Origin of the sequence: uncultured Psychrobacter sp., assembly GCF_947500265.1 — a bacterium.
GTDB lineage: Bacteria > Pseudomonadota > Gammaproteobacteria > Pseudomonadales > Moraxellaceae > Psychrobacter.
Genome location: NZ_CANMRN010000002.1, coordinates 453,304 through 469,465, shown reverse-complemented (window position 1 = coordinate 469,465; position 16,162 = coordinate 453,304). Strand labels below are relative to the sequence as shown.

The following is a 16,162-nucleotide window of genomic DNA, read 5'->3' as shown; positions in this document are numbered from 1 at the left end:
TCATCCAAAGCTCTTTTTTAATATAACCTAATGATTACTAATTTGCCGTTGGCCAATTTACCAATTAATAATAATTTATCTGTAGTGAGAACATACAATGACTCAATCTATTCGCTCTAGCAAAATGTTAAACACCAAGACCATCAAAAAGACAGTCATGCATGTGGCCGTACTGGCAGTAATGAGCACGGCAGTGATTGGATGTAATCGCGGTATTAAGCCGGTCGTTAATGACCCGGTAAAATTGGTACAAATCGCTCAGCCGATTAGCGTACTACAGCCTGTTTTCAGTACGGATGTTGGCAACAAAAAAGCCAGCAAAAAAGATCCGCTAGATTTGCAAGTTGGCTATGCCAATGGTCAAATCGTTACGGCATCACGCGGTGGCGAACTGTTAGGGTTTAATAGTGCAGGTGAGCGTGTATGGTCCATCAATGTTGACGATCAAATTACCGGCGGTGTTGCAGTAGATGCATTGAGCCAGACAGCTATCGTTAGTACTCGTGGTGGCAAGGTCATGGCGTTTGATAGCACGACTGGTGCAAAGCGTTGGCAGCAGCAGTTATCAGGTTCGGTTTTGACACCAGCACTTATTACCAATAATCGTGTGGTATTATCAGCGAATGATGGTTTTTTACACGGTCTGTCGCTGCAAACTGGACAATCGGTATGGCAGTTCGCAACTCAGGTACCTGCTATCAGCGTTCGCGGTAGCGCTGCACCGACTTTATTAGACAATGAGACAGCGCTTTTAGCGACAGCTGATGGTCGTTTGCACGCAATTACTGTCGATAACGGTCTTCCGCTATGGTCAAGACGTGTTGGCGTAGGTGCTGGTAGTAGTGAAGTTGAGCGCATGAGTGATGTCGATGGCAAACCTATCGTAGATAAAAATCAGTTATTTGCGATCAGCTATAGTGGTCAGCTATTAGGTATTGATTTGGCCTCACGTCAGGTAATGTTCGTCAATGAAATTGCGAGTCTCAAATCACTGGCGGTAAATACTCAGCAAGTCATCGCTACCAGTCTAGATGGCAAAGTAGTTGCTTATGATCGCAACAGTGGTGAGACACTCTGGGAAAGTGACGAATTGGCTTATCGTGATCTCACCAATCCTGTGATGATTGGCAACTATATCGCCATTGGTGACTTTGATGGCGTAGTGCATTTGTTTGATCCTGCTACGGGTAGCATCGTTAGTCGTGTAGAGACAAATGGTGCGTTGACCAATTTGCAAGTTCAAGGTAGCCGTTTAATGACTCAAAGTACGTCAGGACAAGTTGCTATCTGGCAGTTAGTGCGCTAATAACTATATAGATAGGTGCTTATAGATAATTAACGAAGTGTAATATTTCACTATAGCCCTTAAGCCTATTCTTGATTATCATTTATAAAACACAAACGCTGCTTAGTCAGCGTTTAGTGCCTTGTGTAAATTGCTTGTTTAAACACAGGCTTTCGCGTACTCTATGCGACCGATGTGCTATCCATATATACTACTGATTTATGTATAATAGGTATAATGAAGCCATCCTATATACTATTTTTAATCGTAAAATAGCCATCTATTATTTTTGCTATTGTTCTATCATTCATTTTAATTCACGGTCAATTGCAGCATATCTATTACTATTGTTATGTAACTGGTTATAAGAATAACTGTACTGCCCGTCATTGTGCCTTTCACTGAGAGTAACCCATGAGTATCAAGCCTGTGGTCGCCTTAATTGGTCGTCCAAACGTCGGTAAATCCACCTTATTTAATCAGTTCACAAAAAGTCGGCAGGCATTGGTCGCTGACCTTTCAGGATTGACTCGTGACCGTCAGTACGGTGATGCAACTTATGAAGACAAATCCTTTATCGTTGTAGATACGGGTGGTATCGGTGAAGCTGATGACGGTAGCGGTAATATCGATGACTATATGTCTGAACAGTCGCATACAGCAATTCATGAAGCAGACATCATCGTATTCGTCGTTGACGCTCGTGCCGGTATGATTGGCGCTGATGCTGAAATTGGCAAGTTTTTGCATACGTTAGGCAAGCCTGTCTATGTTGTCGCCAATAAAGTCGACGGTGTACATGATGCAGCACCTGCTGAGTTTTATGCACTAGGATTGGGCGAGCCGTATCCGATGGCAGCCAGTCATGGTCGCGGTGTGGGCAATTTGCTTGAAGTGCTAACAGCTGATATGCCTGAGCAAGAAAACATAGTAGAGCCAAGAGGCTTAAAGCTTGCCATTATCGGTCGCCCAAATGTTGGTAAATCGACGCTCGTGAACCGCCTGCTTGGCGAAGATCGAGTAGTGGTATTCGATATGCCAGGCACGACACGCGACAGTATTTATATTCCTTATCAGCGTGAAGGTAGAGATTATGTCTTGATCGACACTGCGGGTGTACGTCGCCGTGGTAAAATCGATGAAAAAGTAGAAAAGTTTTCTGTCATCAAGACCTTGCAAGCGATTGAAGACTCTAACGTAACTGTGATTGTTATTGATGCTCACGAAGGTATCGTGGACCAAGATTTGCATATGATTGGTTACGCGCTTGACGCTGGACGAGCGTTAGTCGTTGCGATCAACAAGTGGGATGGTCTAACGCAAGATCAAAGAGACTATATCAAGCTTGAAATGGATCGCCGTTTTAGCTTTATTCCTTATGTAAAAATACATTTGATTTCAGCACTGCATGGCACAGGTGTCGGTAATTTATATCCGTCTATCTTACGTGCGTACAAATCCTCAATGTTCGAAGTATCGACCAACCGTTTGACCCAGATTTTGCAAGATGCGGTAACGGCCAATCCGCCACCGACCGTTGCTGGACGTCGTATCAAGTTGCGTTATGCACATATCGGTGGCCACAATCCACCCGTTATTGTGATTCATGGTAACCAAACCAGTGCGCTTCCTAAGAGCTATCAGCGTTATCTAGAGAACCAATTCCGTCAAGTATTTAAGTTAGAAGGCACACCGCTTAACGTTATCTTGAAGCAAAACGATAACCCATATGCGAATAAGAGCGACACACCGACTAAGGCAAAAGCTCAGCAATTGCGTCAGCGCGAACGTAATAGATCACAGAAATTTACTACCAAAGATAAAAAGCCTCGTTAATCCTCGTATTTTAGGCTCTATATCTTTAGCTTTATGATTAATGTCATCGCGTTCGATAGCGCGATGACATTTTTCTATTAATACGCTATAGTTTGGGCTCATCAATAGCTATCTCAGTGCTTCAAAAATACTCAAATGTTTTACTTATCACATCTTTAAAATACCTGTACTATAAATGAAAGCTGCACGCGACTCAGTAGAGTGATATGAACAACCGTTCGTTTCAAACCATACCCGTACTTATCTGGCGTTCTGTCATACAAGCTGTCGTATTGGCAGTGCTGGCAGGTTTTTTATTGCCTTTTATTTATGGCTTAGTGCATCACTATCAAGAAAAAAACCAGCATATTCAACAACTGGCATCTTTATTAACGACTAGCGCATCGACTGCAGATGGCGCAGATATCGTGGCTGAACAAGTCAATATCTTATTAGAAAACGAGCCGACGATTCAGAGTATTGTTTTCTATTCAACTTCTGAGCCAATTGAAGATATAGACCAGTCGCTTGATGATTGGAAAAATGCTTTATTTGCGCATACGGTCAGTTTCAACTATCCAGTGATTAGTAAAGACCTCGATGCCAGTATTGTGGCGTCCAATAAGTCCGATTCCAATCAACAGTTAGCACTGACTTTATCAAACATTATGAGCGAATCGTCAGTGCCAGATGAGACGACTGATATAGCTACCGAAAATAGCACATTGATTGGTTATATTAATATTACGATGGACGTAGAATTGCTACGTTTACATTGGTTCCAAAATATCCTGTGGTTATGGCTAACAACAGTGGTACTGATTGTTATGTTTGCCTTATACATTTTTAGGAAGCTTAATTGGCCAGTCAGAGATATCGAAGCATTGACCGATGTTTGTGCCATTGTCATGAACAATGCAAATCTAGAGCAATTACCAGTCATTCCGCAGCAATTCAATTTTCAAGAACTGACCCAAATCAAAAAAGCATTAATTGTGTTATTTAATCGTTTACAAGAAGCACGGCAAGGTTATGAAGCCCTTGCAGCCTTTGAACAGCAATTGCACAATAAAGATGTGTCACTTGATGTGCAGTTGCATAATTTTCAAAGCATGATTTCTCATGAGTTAAAAACGTCATTGAATGCAATTGTAGGTGGTTTACAACTATTGGATCATGAGACGCTCAACAGAGAGCAAAAAGACGCGGTAGAGATTATCAGTAGCGGCAGTGATAAATTGGTATTGTCGTTAGATCATATTATACAGTTGAACCAGATTCAAAAAGGCCAGATAAGAATTCATAAAAATGAGTTTAACCCATTACAGTTAATCGCTGATCTGCTAGCTAAGTTTGAAAATATGGCTACGCAAAAAGGGTTAGAGCTGATTAGTAATATTCATCATATAGACTATAGCCTATACGGTGATTCAGAAAAAATACATCAGATACTATCGATACTACTCAACAATGCGATTAAGTTTACACCTGTCGGAAAAATTACGATTACGTCGCAACTGACACATTTTAATAAGAGTAACCGCTGGCAAATTAGCGTGAAAGATACGGGTATTGGTATCGATAATGAGCACCTAGACGATATATTTAATCCGTTCTTTCAGGTGGATTCTTCGCAAACTCGCCAGTACGAAGGCTCAGGGGTTGGCTTACCTATCGTTAGACAAATGGCGCAGCTTATGGGTGCTGCTATTGATGTTGATAGTGTGCTTGGCGTAGGTACGCAGTTTACGCTGACCATAGCGATGCCCAATCAACAGCAATCAAAACAGCAGCGCTTATTGTCTGGTCTAACGATTATTTATTATTACTATCATGAGACAGGCTCCTTGTTAGAGGAACTGGAATACCTAGGGGCTACGATTATTTGTCGCCAAGGTAATCAACTCGTCATAGAGGAGATGCGTAAGCAGAAAGTTGACATGGTAATGTTTGCTGAAGATGTTTTCCCAGAAAAAGCTGAGATGCTAGCCAAACGTATCCGTAAGTATGAAAGCGATGAGGGTAGTAAGAGCGAGCATCGTGCGTTATTGGTATATTGGTATCCGCAGCATCGGGCGCGCTATGTAGGCAGTTTTGAGTATGGTTTAAAAGCAGCTGGCATTGACTATTGTCATATTGCTACTTATAAGGACAAAGCGTTAAGCGACCTATTAAAACAATGGTTGGTTTAGACGTAGTACTGTCTTACTAAATCCATGTTCCTAGTTAGGTTTATTTTACTAGATAGCATTTTCTATATTTTCTACTTTTCAGTATCAAAGCACTTTTAAATTACAGTAGGCATAAAAAACAAAAAAGACGCCCATTTTAAGGCGTCTTTTTTTAAACAGTTTTTAGCTAGAAGTGCTTTCTAAAATTTTCTCTTAGAGAAGATTTTTTACCCAGCGTACGATATGTTCCCACGTACGGCTCATAAAGCCTGACTGTTCGATATCATTAGTTGCGATAATAGGAACTGAGGCTACCGCTTTGCCATCAATAACAGCCATCATTTTACCAACTTCCTGACCTTTCTTGATCGGTGCTTCTAAGCTCTCAGGAATATCGACCACTGTGGTGATTTTGTTTTTCTGTGTTTTGCTAGTTAAAATTTGCAAGTTGTCGCCAGTTGCAAGCTCTACCTCGTCAGCTTCTCCAAACCATACTGGAAGCTTACTAACGAACTGTCCAGCAGGCGCCTTGGTAACTGTTGTAAAGTGCCCGAAACCCCAGTTAAGTAGTTCACGTGACTGATCGGCTCGAGCCTGTTGGCTCTTGGTACCCATAATGACAGAGATTAGACGCATGCCTTCACGGTTGCTTGATGCAACCAAGCAGTAGCCTGCCGCATCAGTGTGGCCAGTTTTTAAGCCATCAACAGTTGGGTCGGTAATCAGCAGAGCATTGCGGTTACCTTGAGTAATACCGTTATACGTAAACTCTTTTTCTGCGTAGATACTATAGTAGTCGCCGCTGTTTTTGATAATAGCGCGAGCAAGTTTAGATAAATCCAAAGCAGATGCTAAATGACCTTCATCAGGCATACCAGTAGCATTGACAAAGTTAGAGTTCTCCATGCCAATTTTTTGCGCTTGTTCGTTCATCAAGATTGCAAACGAGGCTTCGCTACCAGCAATATGTTCAGCCATGGCTTTTGATGCATCATTACCTGATTGAATGATAATACCGCGTAGCATATCGATGACGCTGGCAGTTTTGTTCACAGGCACGTACATACAAGATTGGCTGCTGCTACCACGGCACCATGCGTTTGGACTCATCAATACCTGTTCATCTTCTTTCAGGTCGCCTGATGCTAAACGTTGCTCAATGATATAACTGGTCATCATCTTAGTCAGAGATGCTGGCGGCAGTGCCTCATTGGCGTTTTTTTGAGCCAAAATTTCGCCAGTGTTATAGTCCATCAACACATAGGCAGTATTGTCCATTTCAGGTGGTTGAATGGCTGCGTTTGCCACTACTGCACTCATCGAGATACTTACACCAACTACCAGCTGTACCAACTGATTTTTTACACGCTTTACTGTCATATATCATTACACCGCATCATGGAACCAAATGTATTTATCGCTCATGTTTTGTACCTATTTCCATACATTATTTTAAGCAGCATGTCTTAAATGCAGTGTTTAAAATAATGTATCGACGAAAATAGTAACGCCTACACAATAGACATAAAATTAACGCCTTATCTTAGCAAAATGACTACCGATGGGGAATCGATAAATGCAAAAATAAGGCAAGTTTGAAAAGAAAAATGAAGACCTATCATATATTTGTTCTGACTATCATCTGACCAGTCTCTGTAATAAAAATTTAACGCTCACAAAAAAGCCTGCTGCACTGCTTGTGAATAACAAGTAAAGTGACAGCAAGCTTTGAAGCTACAGATACCTAGACAACCAGTTGATAAACTTTGCTTAACCGATGTTATAAAGAGTACATAGCTTTTATTTTATTATCATTGATACAAATATTGTTATTAACAAGTTAAGCAGAAGACGCTAGTCGCTGAATCAAACTAGCTAGTTGTCTAATAGTCCGCGTTTGCCAAATCTTCACATAGTGCTTTGTTTTCTTGCTTTGAGAATCCCATCGTCCAACTACGAATACCTTGTAATATCTGGCGATAGTCTTGCTGTGTAGATAAGTATTGAATAGCCGCTTTTGGATCTTCTAGAGAAGGCATTAGCTCATGCAGCTGCACAGTGTACGACTTATAAAACCGCTGTTTTTGCTTACCATTTAGCATTGGTGGGCATATCTCTGATAGTACCTGCATTACCGCAATTTCGTGCTTAGTGATGTTGATGCCAGACATGTCTAGCGGAATGGTAGTGCCAGAGTTATTCGCAGCATTAGAAGCTTGAGACAGCATAGCAACAGACGTTATCAGTCCTGCAATCCCAACTTTTAAGGCAGTATTTGCTATCACAGAAGCTATAGATAATATCGATTGTTTATTCATTCAGTATTACACTCGCTCGTCTTTATTTAATGGTCATATGTTAATCGGTAAAAAAACAAAAGTCACATAAAATATTGATTTATGTGTAGATATCTTGTGAGCCAAAACCATTTTTTAGCAACATATCAGTAGCATACCCTAATGACGTTACTTCAGTATCAGTACATCGGTTTGTATTGTTGTGGGGTGTTGCGTATTGTAACGCGATGCTTAATCTACTAGTTGTCATCCGCTCTATACAAATATTTGTCACGTTATTTTTCTCATATAATTATCAGCATAAGAAGAACATGATACTTTGCTAAAGACAGGGTTCGTGTCTTTATATTATTCAGTTATAATCGCCCATGCTATCAAAATGATTCTTTTTCGTTAGACTGAGGCGTCATGTCATTGGAGAATTAGAGTATCATGTTTTCATTTTAAATATGAGCATCGTATTTTTATGCCATATCTTGAACAGACATGGCGCGATAGTAGAATTACCAAATAGAGATGTAGAAAGACAGCTAATAACATATTAACCAGATACTGAGTAGAAATGAGATTTTTAATTAGTAACGATGACGGTGTGTATGCGCCAGGATTATTGGCACTATTTCAGGCGTTAACGACTATCGGCGAAGTGGTGGTCGTCGCTCCCAACGATGAACAAAGCGGCTATGCCAGCGCGCTGAGTGTCTCAAGACCACTGCATACGCATCAGCTGCCTTCTGGATTTGTAGCGGTAAATGGCTCACCAGCTGACTGTGTCTATCTAGCAATCCATGAATTATATCGTGATAGTGACTTTGATTGCGTGATTACAGGCATTAACTCAGGGGCTAACCTTGGACAGGATGTGATGTTCTCTGGTACGTTCGGTGCTGCATTGACCGCGCAACTATCTGGTATTCCTGCTATAGCAACGTCTTTGGTAGGCGGGGGTGTCAAAAACGGTGGGCAAGAATCAGCCAGTGATTATCAAGTGGCCGCACATGAAATCGTCAAACTGCTTACTGAGACTTCGATTTTAGAGATGCTCAAAAGTTTGCCCTATCATGTATTAAACGTTAATATTCCTGATGTGCAGCATGCCGATGATATCAGGGGTCGAAAAATAACCTCGTTAGGCCATAAGCAAGCTGCTCAGCCAGTACGCCATATGATAGATCCACGCGGCCGAGATGCGTACTGGTTGTCTCTACGAAAAGGTAAAAATGAGCGACCATTAGAAACGTCAATCGATGCGGTACAAGCAAAGCAGGATGTAATGACAGATTATCAGGCTGTAGCGGCAGGGTATGTCAGTTTATCACCAGTACGCCTACATCATACGCCAACGGCAGCGCTGGAGAGATTATTAACACTCGCGCTATAAATTCTATAAGATATAATCCATACCGGCTTATTAAACACTGACGTGTTATGAGAATATCAGAAGACTCTTGTATGGCATTAAGAGCTTTTGAATGATTAAACAATGAATGAGCAACACAAAGAATAGGAACCTTGTATGAAAAAAATCATAGCTGGATCGCACCTTGTCAAAGCCGCGTTGATTGGTACTATGGCAGTCGCTACTTTATCTGTCGTCGGCTGTGCAACTAAGCCTACCTATCAATCAGCAAACCAAGCAGGTCCTAAGATTATTACTAACGCGCAAGGCGTCCCTAACTATCATCGTGTACAACGCGGCGATACGGTCAGCCAGATTGCAGCGCGCTATCGTCTGAACTACCGCCAAATCGGAGCGATGAACAATCTAGATAGTAAATATACCATATATAGTGGCCAATGGCTCAAACTATGGCAAGGCAATGCGGCCAGCACTGCAAGTAACAATAGCTACAGTGCCCCAGTTCAAACGCAACCAACTTATACGCCACCTGTGACCCAGTCTCAAACACCAGCTTATGAGGCCACTGCCAACTCGACCTCTGGTTATGATTATCCTACGCGCAACCCAGTGACTCGTAATATTGACCCTGCTGCGGGCAATATGGGAATGTGGTTTGCGGGCAAGGTTGGTGATCCAGTACTTGCCAGCCAATCAGGAACTGTGCTTTACTCAGGCAACGGTCTGCCAGAGTATGGCAATCTAATTATGATTCGTCATAGTGATAACTACATCACAGCCTATGCGCACAATAGCCAATTATTGGTGCAAGAGGGCGATACAGTACAGCGTGGTCAACGTATTGCCAGTATGGGCAGTAGTGGTCAGACCAATGAGGTAGGCTTAGAGTTTCAGGTTCGCTTAAATGGTAATCCTATTGACCCGCGTAGCGTACTTGGGCGTTAGACTTAAATAATAGCTACGGATAGCTTGGCCACTGTGAGCCATTTTATTTATTCATGTTTGAGATTTTTTATGAGATTAAAAAAGCAATACCTCACCTTTGTGCCAGCATTAGTGATGGTCGGGTGTACAAGCCAGCAGGCAATGCAAAGTAAGCCTGTTCGTCAAGGCGGCGTTGAGATTACTCAAACCCAAACCGTTCAGGTCAAACCAACACCTGCGCCAGTCGTAAAACCGCAGCCTGCACCCAAGCCTAGCTATAGTAGCTTTTCTGATTGGAAGTCAGACTTTTCTATGCGTGCAATATCATCAGGCTATGATGCCCAAGTTATTGGTCGATTGCTTGACTCTGCTTACCTAAATCAGCAAGTCATCTCATTAGATTCAGGTCAGCCCGAGTTTTCTAAGATGCCGTGGGAATACGTAGATTCTGCGGTATCAAGTGGACGCGTCAGTGTAGGTAAACGTAAATTTGCTGAGCAGCGTGCTTATTTGTCTCAGCTAGAGTCTCAGTATGGGGTTAATGCAGAGATTATCGCTGCGATATGGGGTATGGAGTCATCGTATGGCGCTGTGACCGGTAATAGCGATCTGCCAAGTTCTCTTGCCAGTCTTGCCTATGATGGTCGTCGTCAAGAGTTTGCTGAAACGCAGTTGCTATCGTTAGCGACACTGTTACAACGCGGTGACGTATCATGGTCACAGCTCGACGGTTCTTGGGCAGGCGGCATGGGACAAACACAGTTTATCCCTGAGACTTGGCTCAAACAAGGGGTAGATGGTGATGGTAATGGACATCGCAATCCTTGGGCGACTGGTGATGCACTAGCCTCGACGGCCAACTATCTTAGCAATTCAGGTTGGGTTCGTGGCTTAGCACCGTTTTATGAGGCAACGGTGCCAGCATCGTTTGATTACTCAGTGGTTGGTAGTAAACAGCCTGCTGCTAGATGGGCTGCAATGGGTGTCGATACGATAGCGGACGTTTACTTAGATGCCAATACTCAGATGGAGCTTTGGTTACCCGCTGGTAAAGACGGTCCAGTGTTACTGTTAAGCCCAAACTTTGATGTGATCAAAGTCTATAACAACTCATCAAGCTATGCATTGGGTGTTAGTCTGCTAGGCAAAACAATTAATGGACAAAGCGGTTTGCAAAAATCTTGGCCTCGTTATGAGCGTCCGTTATCGACTACGCAAGTGACTAACTTACAACGTCGTTTGACTAGTATGGGTTATGATACCAAAGGCGCTGATGGTATCGTGGGCACCAATACTCGCACGGCATTCCAGCGCTGGCAAGCAGATAACGGCCAAACGCCAGACGGATTCATTACTCAAAACAGTGCGTCTTTATTGGCTGGATGGTGAGGTAAACTGACGGTGTTTATACACTGTATAAAAGTGGCTCTTTTTAATCGTACTTAGCCATTATTAATTAGCCACTAGCCATCAAACGATAATTTACTTTGTTCTACAAAAAGCACCTTGCCAAGGTGCTTTTTTTGTCTCAATCTATGTCTGATTTTGCTAACACCTTTAACACCATGGACAATGCAATAAGTATCAAATATTAAGACCAGTGTAATCTGGCTTTATTCAAAACTTATCAGGACAAGGTTAATACAAGAAAGTTGATACTTTGAATGATAGACTCTAGATAATGTGTTTTTTAACGATGACTTTTACTCATAGTTTTGAGTGACATTTTTCAACGACCATTTTTAGTAACAGTTTCGATTATAAATAATTAGAACGACAGAAAGAGCGTGACCTTATGATTACCATGGAAGAATTACAAGCTGCGATACAGCAACGGATAGATAGTTATCATATTACTGACTTTCCACTACAAAAAAGAGCCGTCAATACTCTAGAGTTGCTGGGCAGCCTAAACCATATACTGGCTCAAGATATTGCTTCACCCTTTGATGTACCGCGACAGAACCTATCTGCAATGGATGGCTATGCGATTGCAAAGGGAAGTGAGTTATCAGAAAATAGTACTATCGAAATCGTTGGTGAGTCGCAAGCTGGTAGTGCTTATACTGGTGAGACAGAGGCGGGGCAAGGGGTACGTATTTTCACCGGTGCAGTCGTACCAGATTGCTGTGATACGGTCATTATGCAAGAGAATACAAATTTTGCAGATATCAAAGCGACCGTTGATAAATCTCGACCTTATAACATCACGCTCACGCAAACGGCCAAAGTTGATGATAATATCCGTTCACAAGGCGAAGAGATTGAGTCTGGGGAAGCCGTTTTAAAAATCGGTAAACGACTAAATCCTGCAGATATTAGCTTACTCGCCAACCTTGGTATTAGCCAAGTGAACGTGTTTCAACCACTCGTTGTAGGCGTGTTGGCAACAGGTGATGAACTCGTAGCTATTGGTAATGAGCTACAAAGCTTAGCCCAAATATATAACTCTAATACTCCAACGCTCAAAAGCCTGCTATCAGATCTGCCTATCACTATTCGTGATTATGGCATTATTCCTGACAACCTAGAGCAGACAACTATCGCAGTCAATGAGGCCATGCAGGACTGTGATGTACTGATATCGACAGCAGGTGTCTCAGTTGGTGACTATGATTTTTTGACCACGGTGATCGAAACATTAGGTCAGATTAACCATTATAAAGTAGCGATGAAGCCTGGTAAGCCTTTTGTATTTGGTGAATTGAATGAAAATCTTGATAAGCCGGTATTGTATTTTGGCCTACCGGGCAATCCGCTCTCTACGGTTGTGGGTACGCTACAGTTTGTGATTCCTGCATTGTGGCAAATGTCAGGTGCTGGCGTATCAGAGCAGCCAATGCCGCTAACTATTAAAGCCAAACTCATCAGTGATATCAGAAAATCCCCCGGCCGTAAAGACTTCCAGCGTGGTGTATTGTCACGAGATAAGACAGGTAATTACCAAGTTGAGTGCTTCTCAAGACAGCAGTCACATAGAATCAAACAGCTGAGCCGCGCCAATTGCTTTATTGTATTGGACAAAGACAGTGGGAATGTAGCAGCTGCTAGTGACGTCGTTGTACAACCGTTTCCTTGGCTACATCGCTAATTCATCGTTTGCCAATTTATTGTAAGGTGGTCGCACAAAGCTAAAGAGTAACCTTACACTGGTATGCTAAACACGAATAACAAAGTAGTGCTTATAGTAAGCAGTACTGATGGCAGTAACATATGATTGATGACAACATAGATGACAAACACAAAATAGACAGCCCGCAACTGTATTCACCGAGCTTGGCACCGGCATTATCTGATGGCTGCATAGAGCCTTCCTTGGTCGTGCCCACTGAGCAGATGAGTGACTATCACCAGCCGCTAACCGATGGGTTTGCACGGCGTCTGACTTATTTGCGTCTGTCTATTACTGACTTTTGTAATTTTCGCTGTGAGTATTGCCTGCCAAATGGTTATCAAGGTAAGCGCCCTGATGATGAGCTGAGTATCTCTGAAATTGCAACCTTGGTACGTGGCTTTGCTCAAGTAGGTACCAAAAAAGTTAGAATTACAGGTGGTGAGCCCTCTATTCGTCGTGATGTCGTCGAAATCATCGAAACGATTAAGCAGACTGACGGTATCGAGACGGTCGCGATGACCAGTAACGGCTATAAATTGGGTAAACATATAGCCAACTGGCAAGCTGCTGGACTTGATCAGCTCAATATCAGTATGGACAGTTTTGATGCTGCTACTTTTCATAAAATGACAGGCTTTGATACCTTGCCGCAGATATTGGCTGACATGGATATATTGTTAGAAACGACTGACATCAAGCTGAAAATAAATAGTGTCTTGATGGCAGAGACTGCTTTTGAGAATTTAATCACGGCGATCGACTATGTCAAAGACAGACAAGTGACCTATCGCTTTATCGAATTTATGCAGACTAGTGATAATAGCGATTTGTTTTTTGCGCAGCATGCTCAGTCTGATATTATCACCGATTACTTGTTAGAAAATGGCTGGCAGCCACATGAGCGCGGTAGTGCCGATGGTCCAGCGGTAGAGTACAGCCACCCTGAGTATGTCGGTCGTATCGGTATGATTGCCCCATATGCGGCGCACTTCTGTGATACCTGTAATCGTCTGCGTGTAAGCAGCCAAGGCAAGGTGCATTTGTGTTTGTTTGATCAAGGCAACTACGATATCCGTCCATACTTACAACAAGACGATATCCAAGGACTGGTAAACACTTTACATAGCTTTATGCCAATCAAGCCTGAGCATCATCATCTGCATGACTCTAACAGTGGCATCATGCACAATCTATCGATAATCGGCGGATAAAACATTTTGAGTCTGCAATCATGACGCTGATAGTGATTGTCTTCCAGTGCAATCGTTTTTCTACATAAATTTTTTTAATACAACTGCTTTTTAATACAATTATAAAATGACATCTACAAAGGATTATTTATGAGTAAGCCTGCTGCACAATTTACACCGCTTAATATTGCTGTATTGACTGTTTCTGATAGCCGTACGTTGGCAGAAGATACGTCAGGGCAGTACTTAGTAGACAGCTTGACCGAAGCAGGTCATCATTTAGCAGATCGTCAATTAATCACCGACGATATTTACCAGATTCGGGCAGTCATTAGTGGTTGGATTGCTAGTCCAGGCGTTCATGCGGTTATTACAACTGGCGGCACAGGGTTCTTCATCAGAGATAGTATGCCAGAAGCTGTGAGTGTACTGTTTGATAAATCAATCGATGGCTTTGGTGAAATGTTCCGTTTAATCTCAAAAGATGAAATCGGTATGTCTACCGTACAATCGCGAGCAGTTGCTGGCATGGCCAATGGCACTGGTGTGTTTTGTCTGCCAGGTTCCTCTGGTGCGTGCCGTACTGGTTGGGAAAATATCTTAAAAGATCAGTTTGACAGTCGTACTCGTCCGTGCAATTTTGTGCCGCATTTTTTGGCACAAAACCCTAGCCATGATTGAGTTATAAATAATTGAGCCAAGATTGATATTAAATCAAAACTGATAGGTAATGGCACAATGACAGAGCGCTCAACTAATTTGGACAGATTGGCAGGTGTGGTCATCTTGGCAGGCGGGGCATCTAGACGTATGGGAACGGCTAAGGCGATGCTGACACTACCGTCAGGTGAGCAGCTGCTAGACTATCATGTTCGTCATGCAAGCAATTTACAGGTTCCTATATTGATTGCAGATAATGGTCGCGACTTTCAAACTGGTTTAGATGTCTATTCAGAAAAACCTAATGCGCCTGTTATTCACATTGCTGATTATGGTGCTGATGTTGACTCTAACAAGCATGATGAGCAGATTAAAACTGGCGGCGCTTTGGTCGCTATTGAATCAGCCTTACAAACATTGAACGATTTGAACGGTTTGAAAGATTCAGGCGTATCAAAAAACGTACAAGCATCGTGGTTACTGGTTATTAGCTGTGATAGCTTAATACCAGTAACTGACTTGTGGCAGAAATTACAATGTGAAATAAGCCTTGCTGCCAATAAAAAAGTAATTTGCTTGAAAGGTGACAGTCACCTATATCCATTATTAGGCCTGTATCAGCTAAGTATCGAGCCTGATTTGAAAAGCTATATAGATAGCGGACAGCGTAGAGTAATGCAGTTTATTCAACCATTGGTGCAAGCTGTACCATTTAGCAAAGAGTGGCAAAATCTAACCAACTTCAATACGCCTGAAGATTTTAAGCAGGTATGTGCTGCTCTACCAAAATAATAAAAATATCACATAAGAAAGGTTATATAAATGAGTGACAGCGTTCAGATAAATCCGCAATCTACTTTATCTCACCTAGACAGTGATGGTGATATTACCATGGTCGATGTTAGTGGTAAGACAGCAACGACGCGAGAAGCCAATGCCACTGGACAAGTACGCTTTCCCAGTGAAATTTATGCGCAGATTAAAGCGACTGATGGGATGACCAAAAAAGGCAGCATCACGCAAACAGCTCATATCGCTGGTATCATGGCGGCCAAACGCACTCATGATCTGATACCGCTTTGTCATCCACTACCGCTAGACAAGATAGGTTTGAGCTTTGAGTATAACGACGCGCTCAGCAGCATCACGGTCAGTGCGGTGGTCAAGGTCACGCATAAGACAGGGGTTGAGATGGAAGCGCTAACAGCAGTCAGTGTAGCCTGCTTAACTATCTATGATATGACCAAAGCGCTATCACATGACATCGTTATAGATAATATTCATTTGGTTAAGAAGACAGGTGGTAAGTCAGATTACAGTCATGCTTAAAGTGACAACATTGCAG

13 protein-coding genes are annotated in these 16,162 nt (G+C 42.4%); 11 read left to right on the top strand and 2 right to left on the bottom strand.

The genetic code is table 11. From position 1 onward, the window contains the following. Positions 1–97: 97 nt before the first annotated feature. The 3 genes from bamB to Q0788_RS04490 all read left to right on the top strand — a co-directional run bounded on the left by bamB (position 98) and on the right by Q0788_RS04490 (position 5,292). On the top strand, positions 98–1,306 hold the full coding sequence (gene bamB / locus Q0788_RS04500) for an outer membrane protein assembly factor BamB (protein WP_298808198.1): 1,209 nt from the start codon (positions 98–100) through the stop codon (positions 1,304–1,306). A 393-nt stretch (positions 1,307–1,699) separates the two neighbouring features. Then, complete coding sequence (gene der / locus Q0788_RS04495) at positions 1,700–3,121, top strand: ribosome biogenesis GTPase Der (protein ID WP_057759046.1); 1,422 nt, start codon at positions 1,700–1,702, stop codon at positions 3,119–3,121. 206 nt (positions 3,122–3,327) lie between these two features. Next, the gene (locus Q0788_RS04490) at positions 3,328–5,292 is read left to right on the top strand and encodes a HAMP domain-containing sensor histidine kinase (protein ID WP_298808195.1); all 1,965 of its coding nucleotides are present in this window, start codon (positions 3,328–3,330) and stop codon (positions 5,290–5,292) included. Positions 5,293–5,484: 192 nt separating this feature from the next. Here the strand turns inward: Q0788_RS04490 and Q0788_RS04485 are convergent, their stop codons facing one another. Continuing rightward, the gene (locus tag Q0788_RS04485) at positions 5,485–6,651 is read right to left on the bottom strand and encodes a D-alanyl-D-alanine carboxypeptidase family protein (RefSeq protein ID WP_201579371.1); all 1,167 of its coding nucleotides are present in this window, start codon (positions 6,649–6,651) and stop codon (positions 5,485–5,487) included. Positions 6,652–7,154: 503 nt separating this feature from the next. Continuing rightward, positions 7,155–7,589, bottom strand: a complete 435-nt coding sequence (locus tag Q0788_RS04480) for a hypothetical protein (RefSeq protein WP_298808191.1) — start codon at positions 7,587–7,589, stop codon at positions 7,155–7,157. Between the two features lie 541 nt (positions 7,590–8,130). Here Q0788_RS04480 and surE point away from each other — a divergent pair. The 8 genes from surE (at position 8,131) to moaC (ending at position 16,146) form a co-directional block, all read left to right on the top strand. After that, positions 8,131–8,949 (top strand): 5'/3'-nucleotidase SurE, encoded by an 819-nt coding sequence (surE, locus tag Q0788_RS04475; protein ID WP_298808189.1) that lies wholly within the window; start codon positions 8,131–8,133, stop codon positions 8,947–8,949. Positions 8,950–9,084: 135 nt separating this feature from the next. Next, entirely contained in the window at positions 9,085–9,873 is a 789-nt protein-coding gene (locus tag Q0788_RS04470; protein WP_102094334.1) for a M23 family metallopeptidase, read from the top strand. A gap of 69 nt (positions 9,874–9,942) precedes the next feature. Beyond that, positions 9,943–11,241, top strand: coding sequence for a lytic murein transglycosylase (locus tag Q0788_RS04465; protein WP_298808186.1), 1,299 nt, complete (start codon positions 9,943–9,945; stop codon positions 11,239–11,241). Between the two features lie 406 nt (positions 11,242–11,647). After that, a complete protein-coding gene (glp, locus tag Q0788_RS04460) occupies positions 11,648–12,943 on the top strand; it encodes a gephyrin-like molybdotransferase Glp (RefSeq protein ID WP_298808184.1) in 1,296 nt (431 codons plus the stop codon). 122 nt (positions 12,944–13,065) lie between these two features. Then, positions 13,066–14,178 (top strand): GTP 3',8-cyclase MoaA, encoded by a 1,113-nt coding sequence (moaA, locus tag Q0788_RS04455; protein ID WP_298808182.1) that lies wholly within the window; start codon positions 13,066–13,068, stop codon positions 14,176–14,178. Between the two features lie 129 nt (positions 14,179–14,307). After that, positions 14,308–14,838 carry a molybdenum cofactor biosynthesis protein B gene (moaB, locus tag Q0788_RS04450; protein ID WP_298808179.1) on the top strand — a complete coding sequence of 177 codons (531 nt, stop codon included), beginning with the start codon at positions 14,308–14,310 and terminating at the stop codon, positions 14,836–14,838. Between the two features lie 57 nt (positions 14,839–14,895). Beyond that, entirely contained in the window at positions 14,896–15,609 is a 714-nt protein-coding gene (locus Q0788_RS04445) for a molybdenum cofactor guanylyltransferase (RefSeq protein ID WP_298808177.1), read from the top strand. 30 nt (positions 15,610–15,639) lie between these two features. Then, positions 15,640–16,146, top strand: coding sequence for a cyclic pyranopterin monophosphate synthase MoaC (gene moaC, locus Q0788_RS04440; RefSeq protein WP_298808175.1), 507 nt, complete (start codon positions 15,640–15,642; stop codon positions 16,144–16,146). Positions 16,147–16,162: the final 16 nt, after the last annotated feature.

What these genes read in the sequence shown, in the direction of transcription:
- bamB (WP_298808198.1), top strand. Translation starts at nt 98, where the DNA reads ATGACTCAATCTATTCGCTCTAGCAAAATGTTAAACACCAAGACCATC.
- der (WP_057759046.1), top strand. Translation starts at nt 1,700, where the DNA reads ATGAGTATCAAGCCTGTGGTCGCCTTAATTGGTCGTCCAAACGTCGGT.
- Q0788_RS04490 (WP_298808195.1), top strand. Translation starts at nt 3,328, where the DNA reads ATGAACAACCGTTCGTTTCAAACCATACCCGTACTTATCTGGCGTTCT.
- Q0788_RS04485 (WP_201579371.1), bottom strand. Translation starts at nt 6,651, where the DNA reads ATGACAGTAAAGCGTGTAAAAAATCAGTTGGTACAGCTGGTAGTTGGT.
- Q0788_RS04480 (WP_298808191.1), bottom strand. Translation starts at nt 7,589, where the DNA reads ATGAATAAACAATCGATATTATCTATAGCTTCTGTGATAGCAAATACT.
- surE (WP_298808189.1), top strand. Translation starts at nt 8,131, where the DNA reads ATGAGATTTTTAATTAGTAACGATGACGGTGTGTATGCGCCAGGATTA.
- Q0788_RS04470 (WP_102094334.1), top strand. Translation starts at nt 9,085, where the DNA reads ATGAAAAAAATCATAGCTGGATCGCACCTTGTCAAAGCCGCGTTGATT.
- Q0788_RS04465 (WP_298808186.1), top strand. Translation starts at nt 9,943, where the DNA reads ATGAGATTAAAAAAGCAATACCTCACCTTTGTGCCAGCATTAGTGATG.
- glp (WP_298808184.1), top strand. Translation starts at nt 11,648, where the DNA reads ATGATTACCATGGAAGAATTACAAGCTGCGATACAGCAACGGATAGAT.
- moaA (WP_298808182.1), top strand. Translation starts at nt 13,066, where the DNA reads ATGATTGATGACAACATAGATGACAAACACAAAATAGACAGCCCGCAA.
- moaB (WP_298808179.1), top strand. Translation starts at nt 14,308, where the DNA reads ATGAGTAAGCCTGCTGCACAATTTACACCGCTTAATATTGCTGTATTG.
- Q0788_RS04445 (WP_298808177.1), top strand. Translation starts at nt 14,896, where the DNA reads ATGACAGAGCGCTCAACTAATTTGGACAGATTGGCAGGTGTGGTCATC.
- moaC (WP_298808175.1), top strand. Translation starts at nt 15,640, where the DNA reads ATGAGTGACAGCGTTCAGATAAATCCGCAATCTACTTTATCTCACCTA.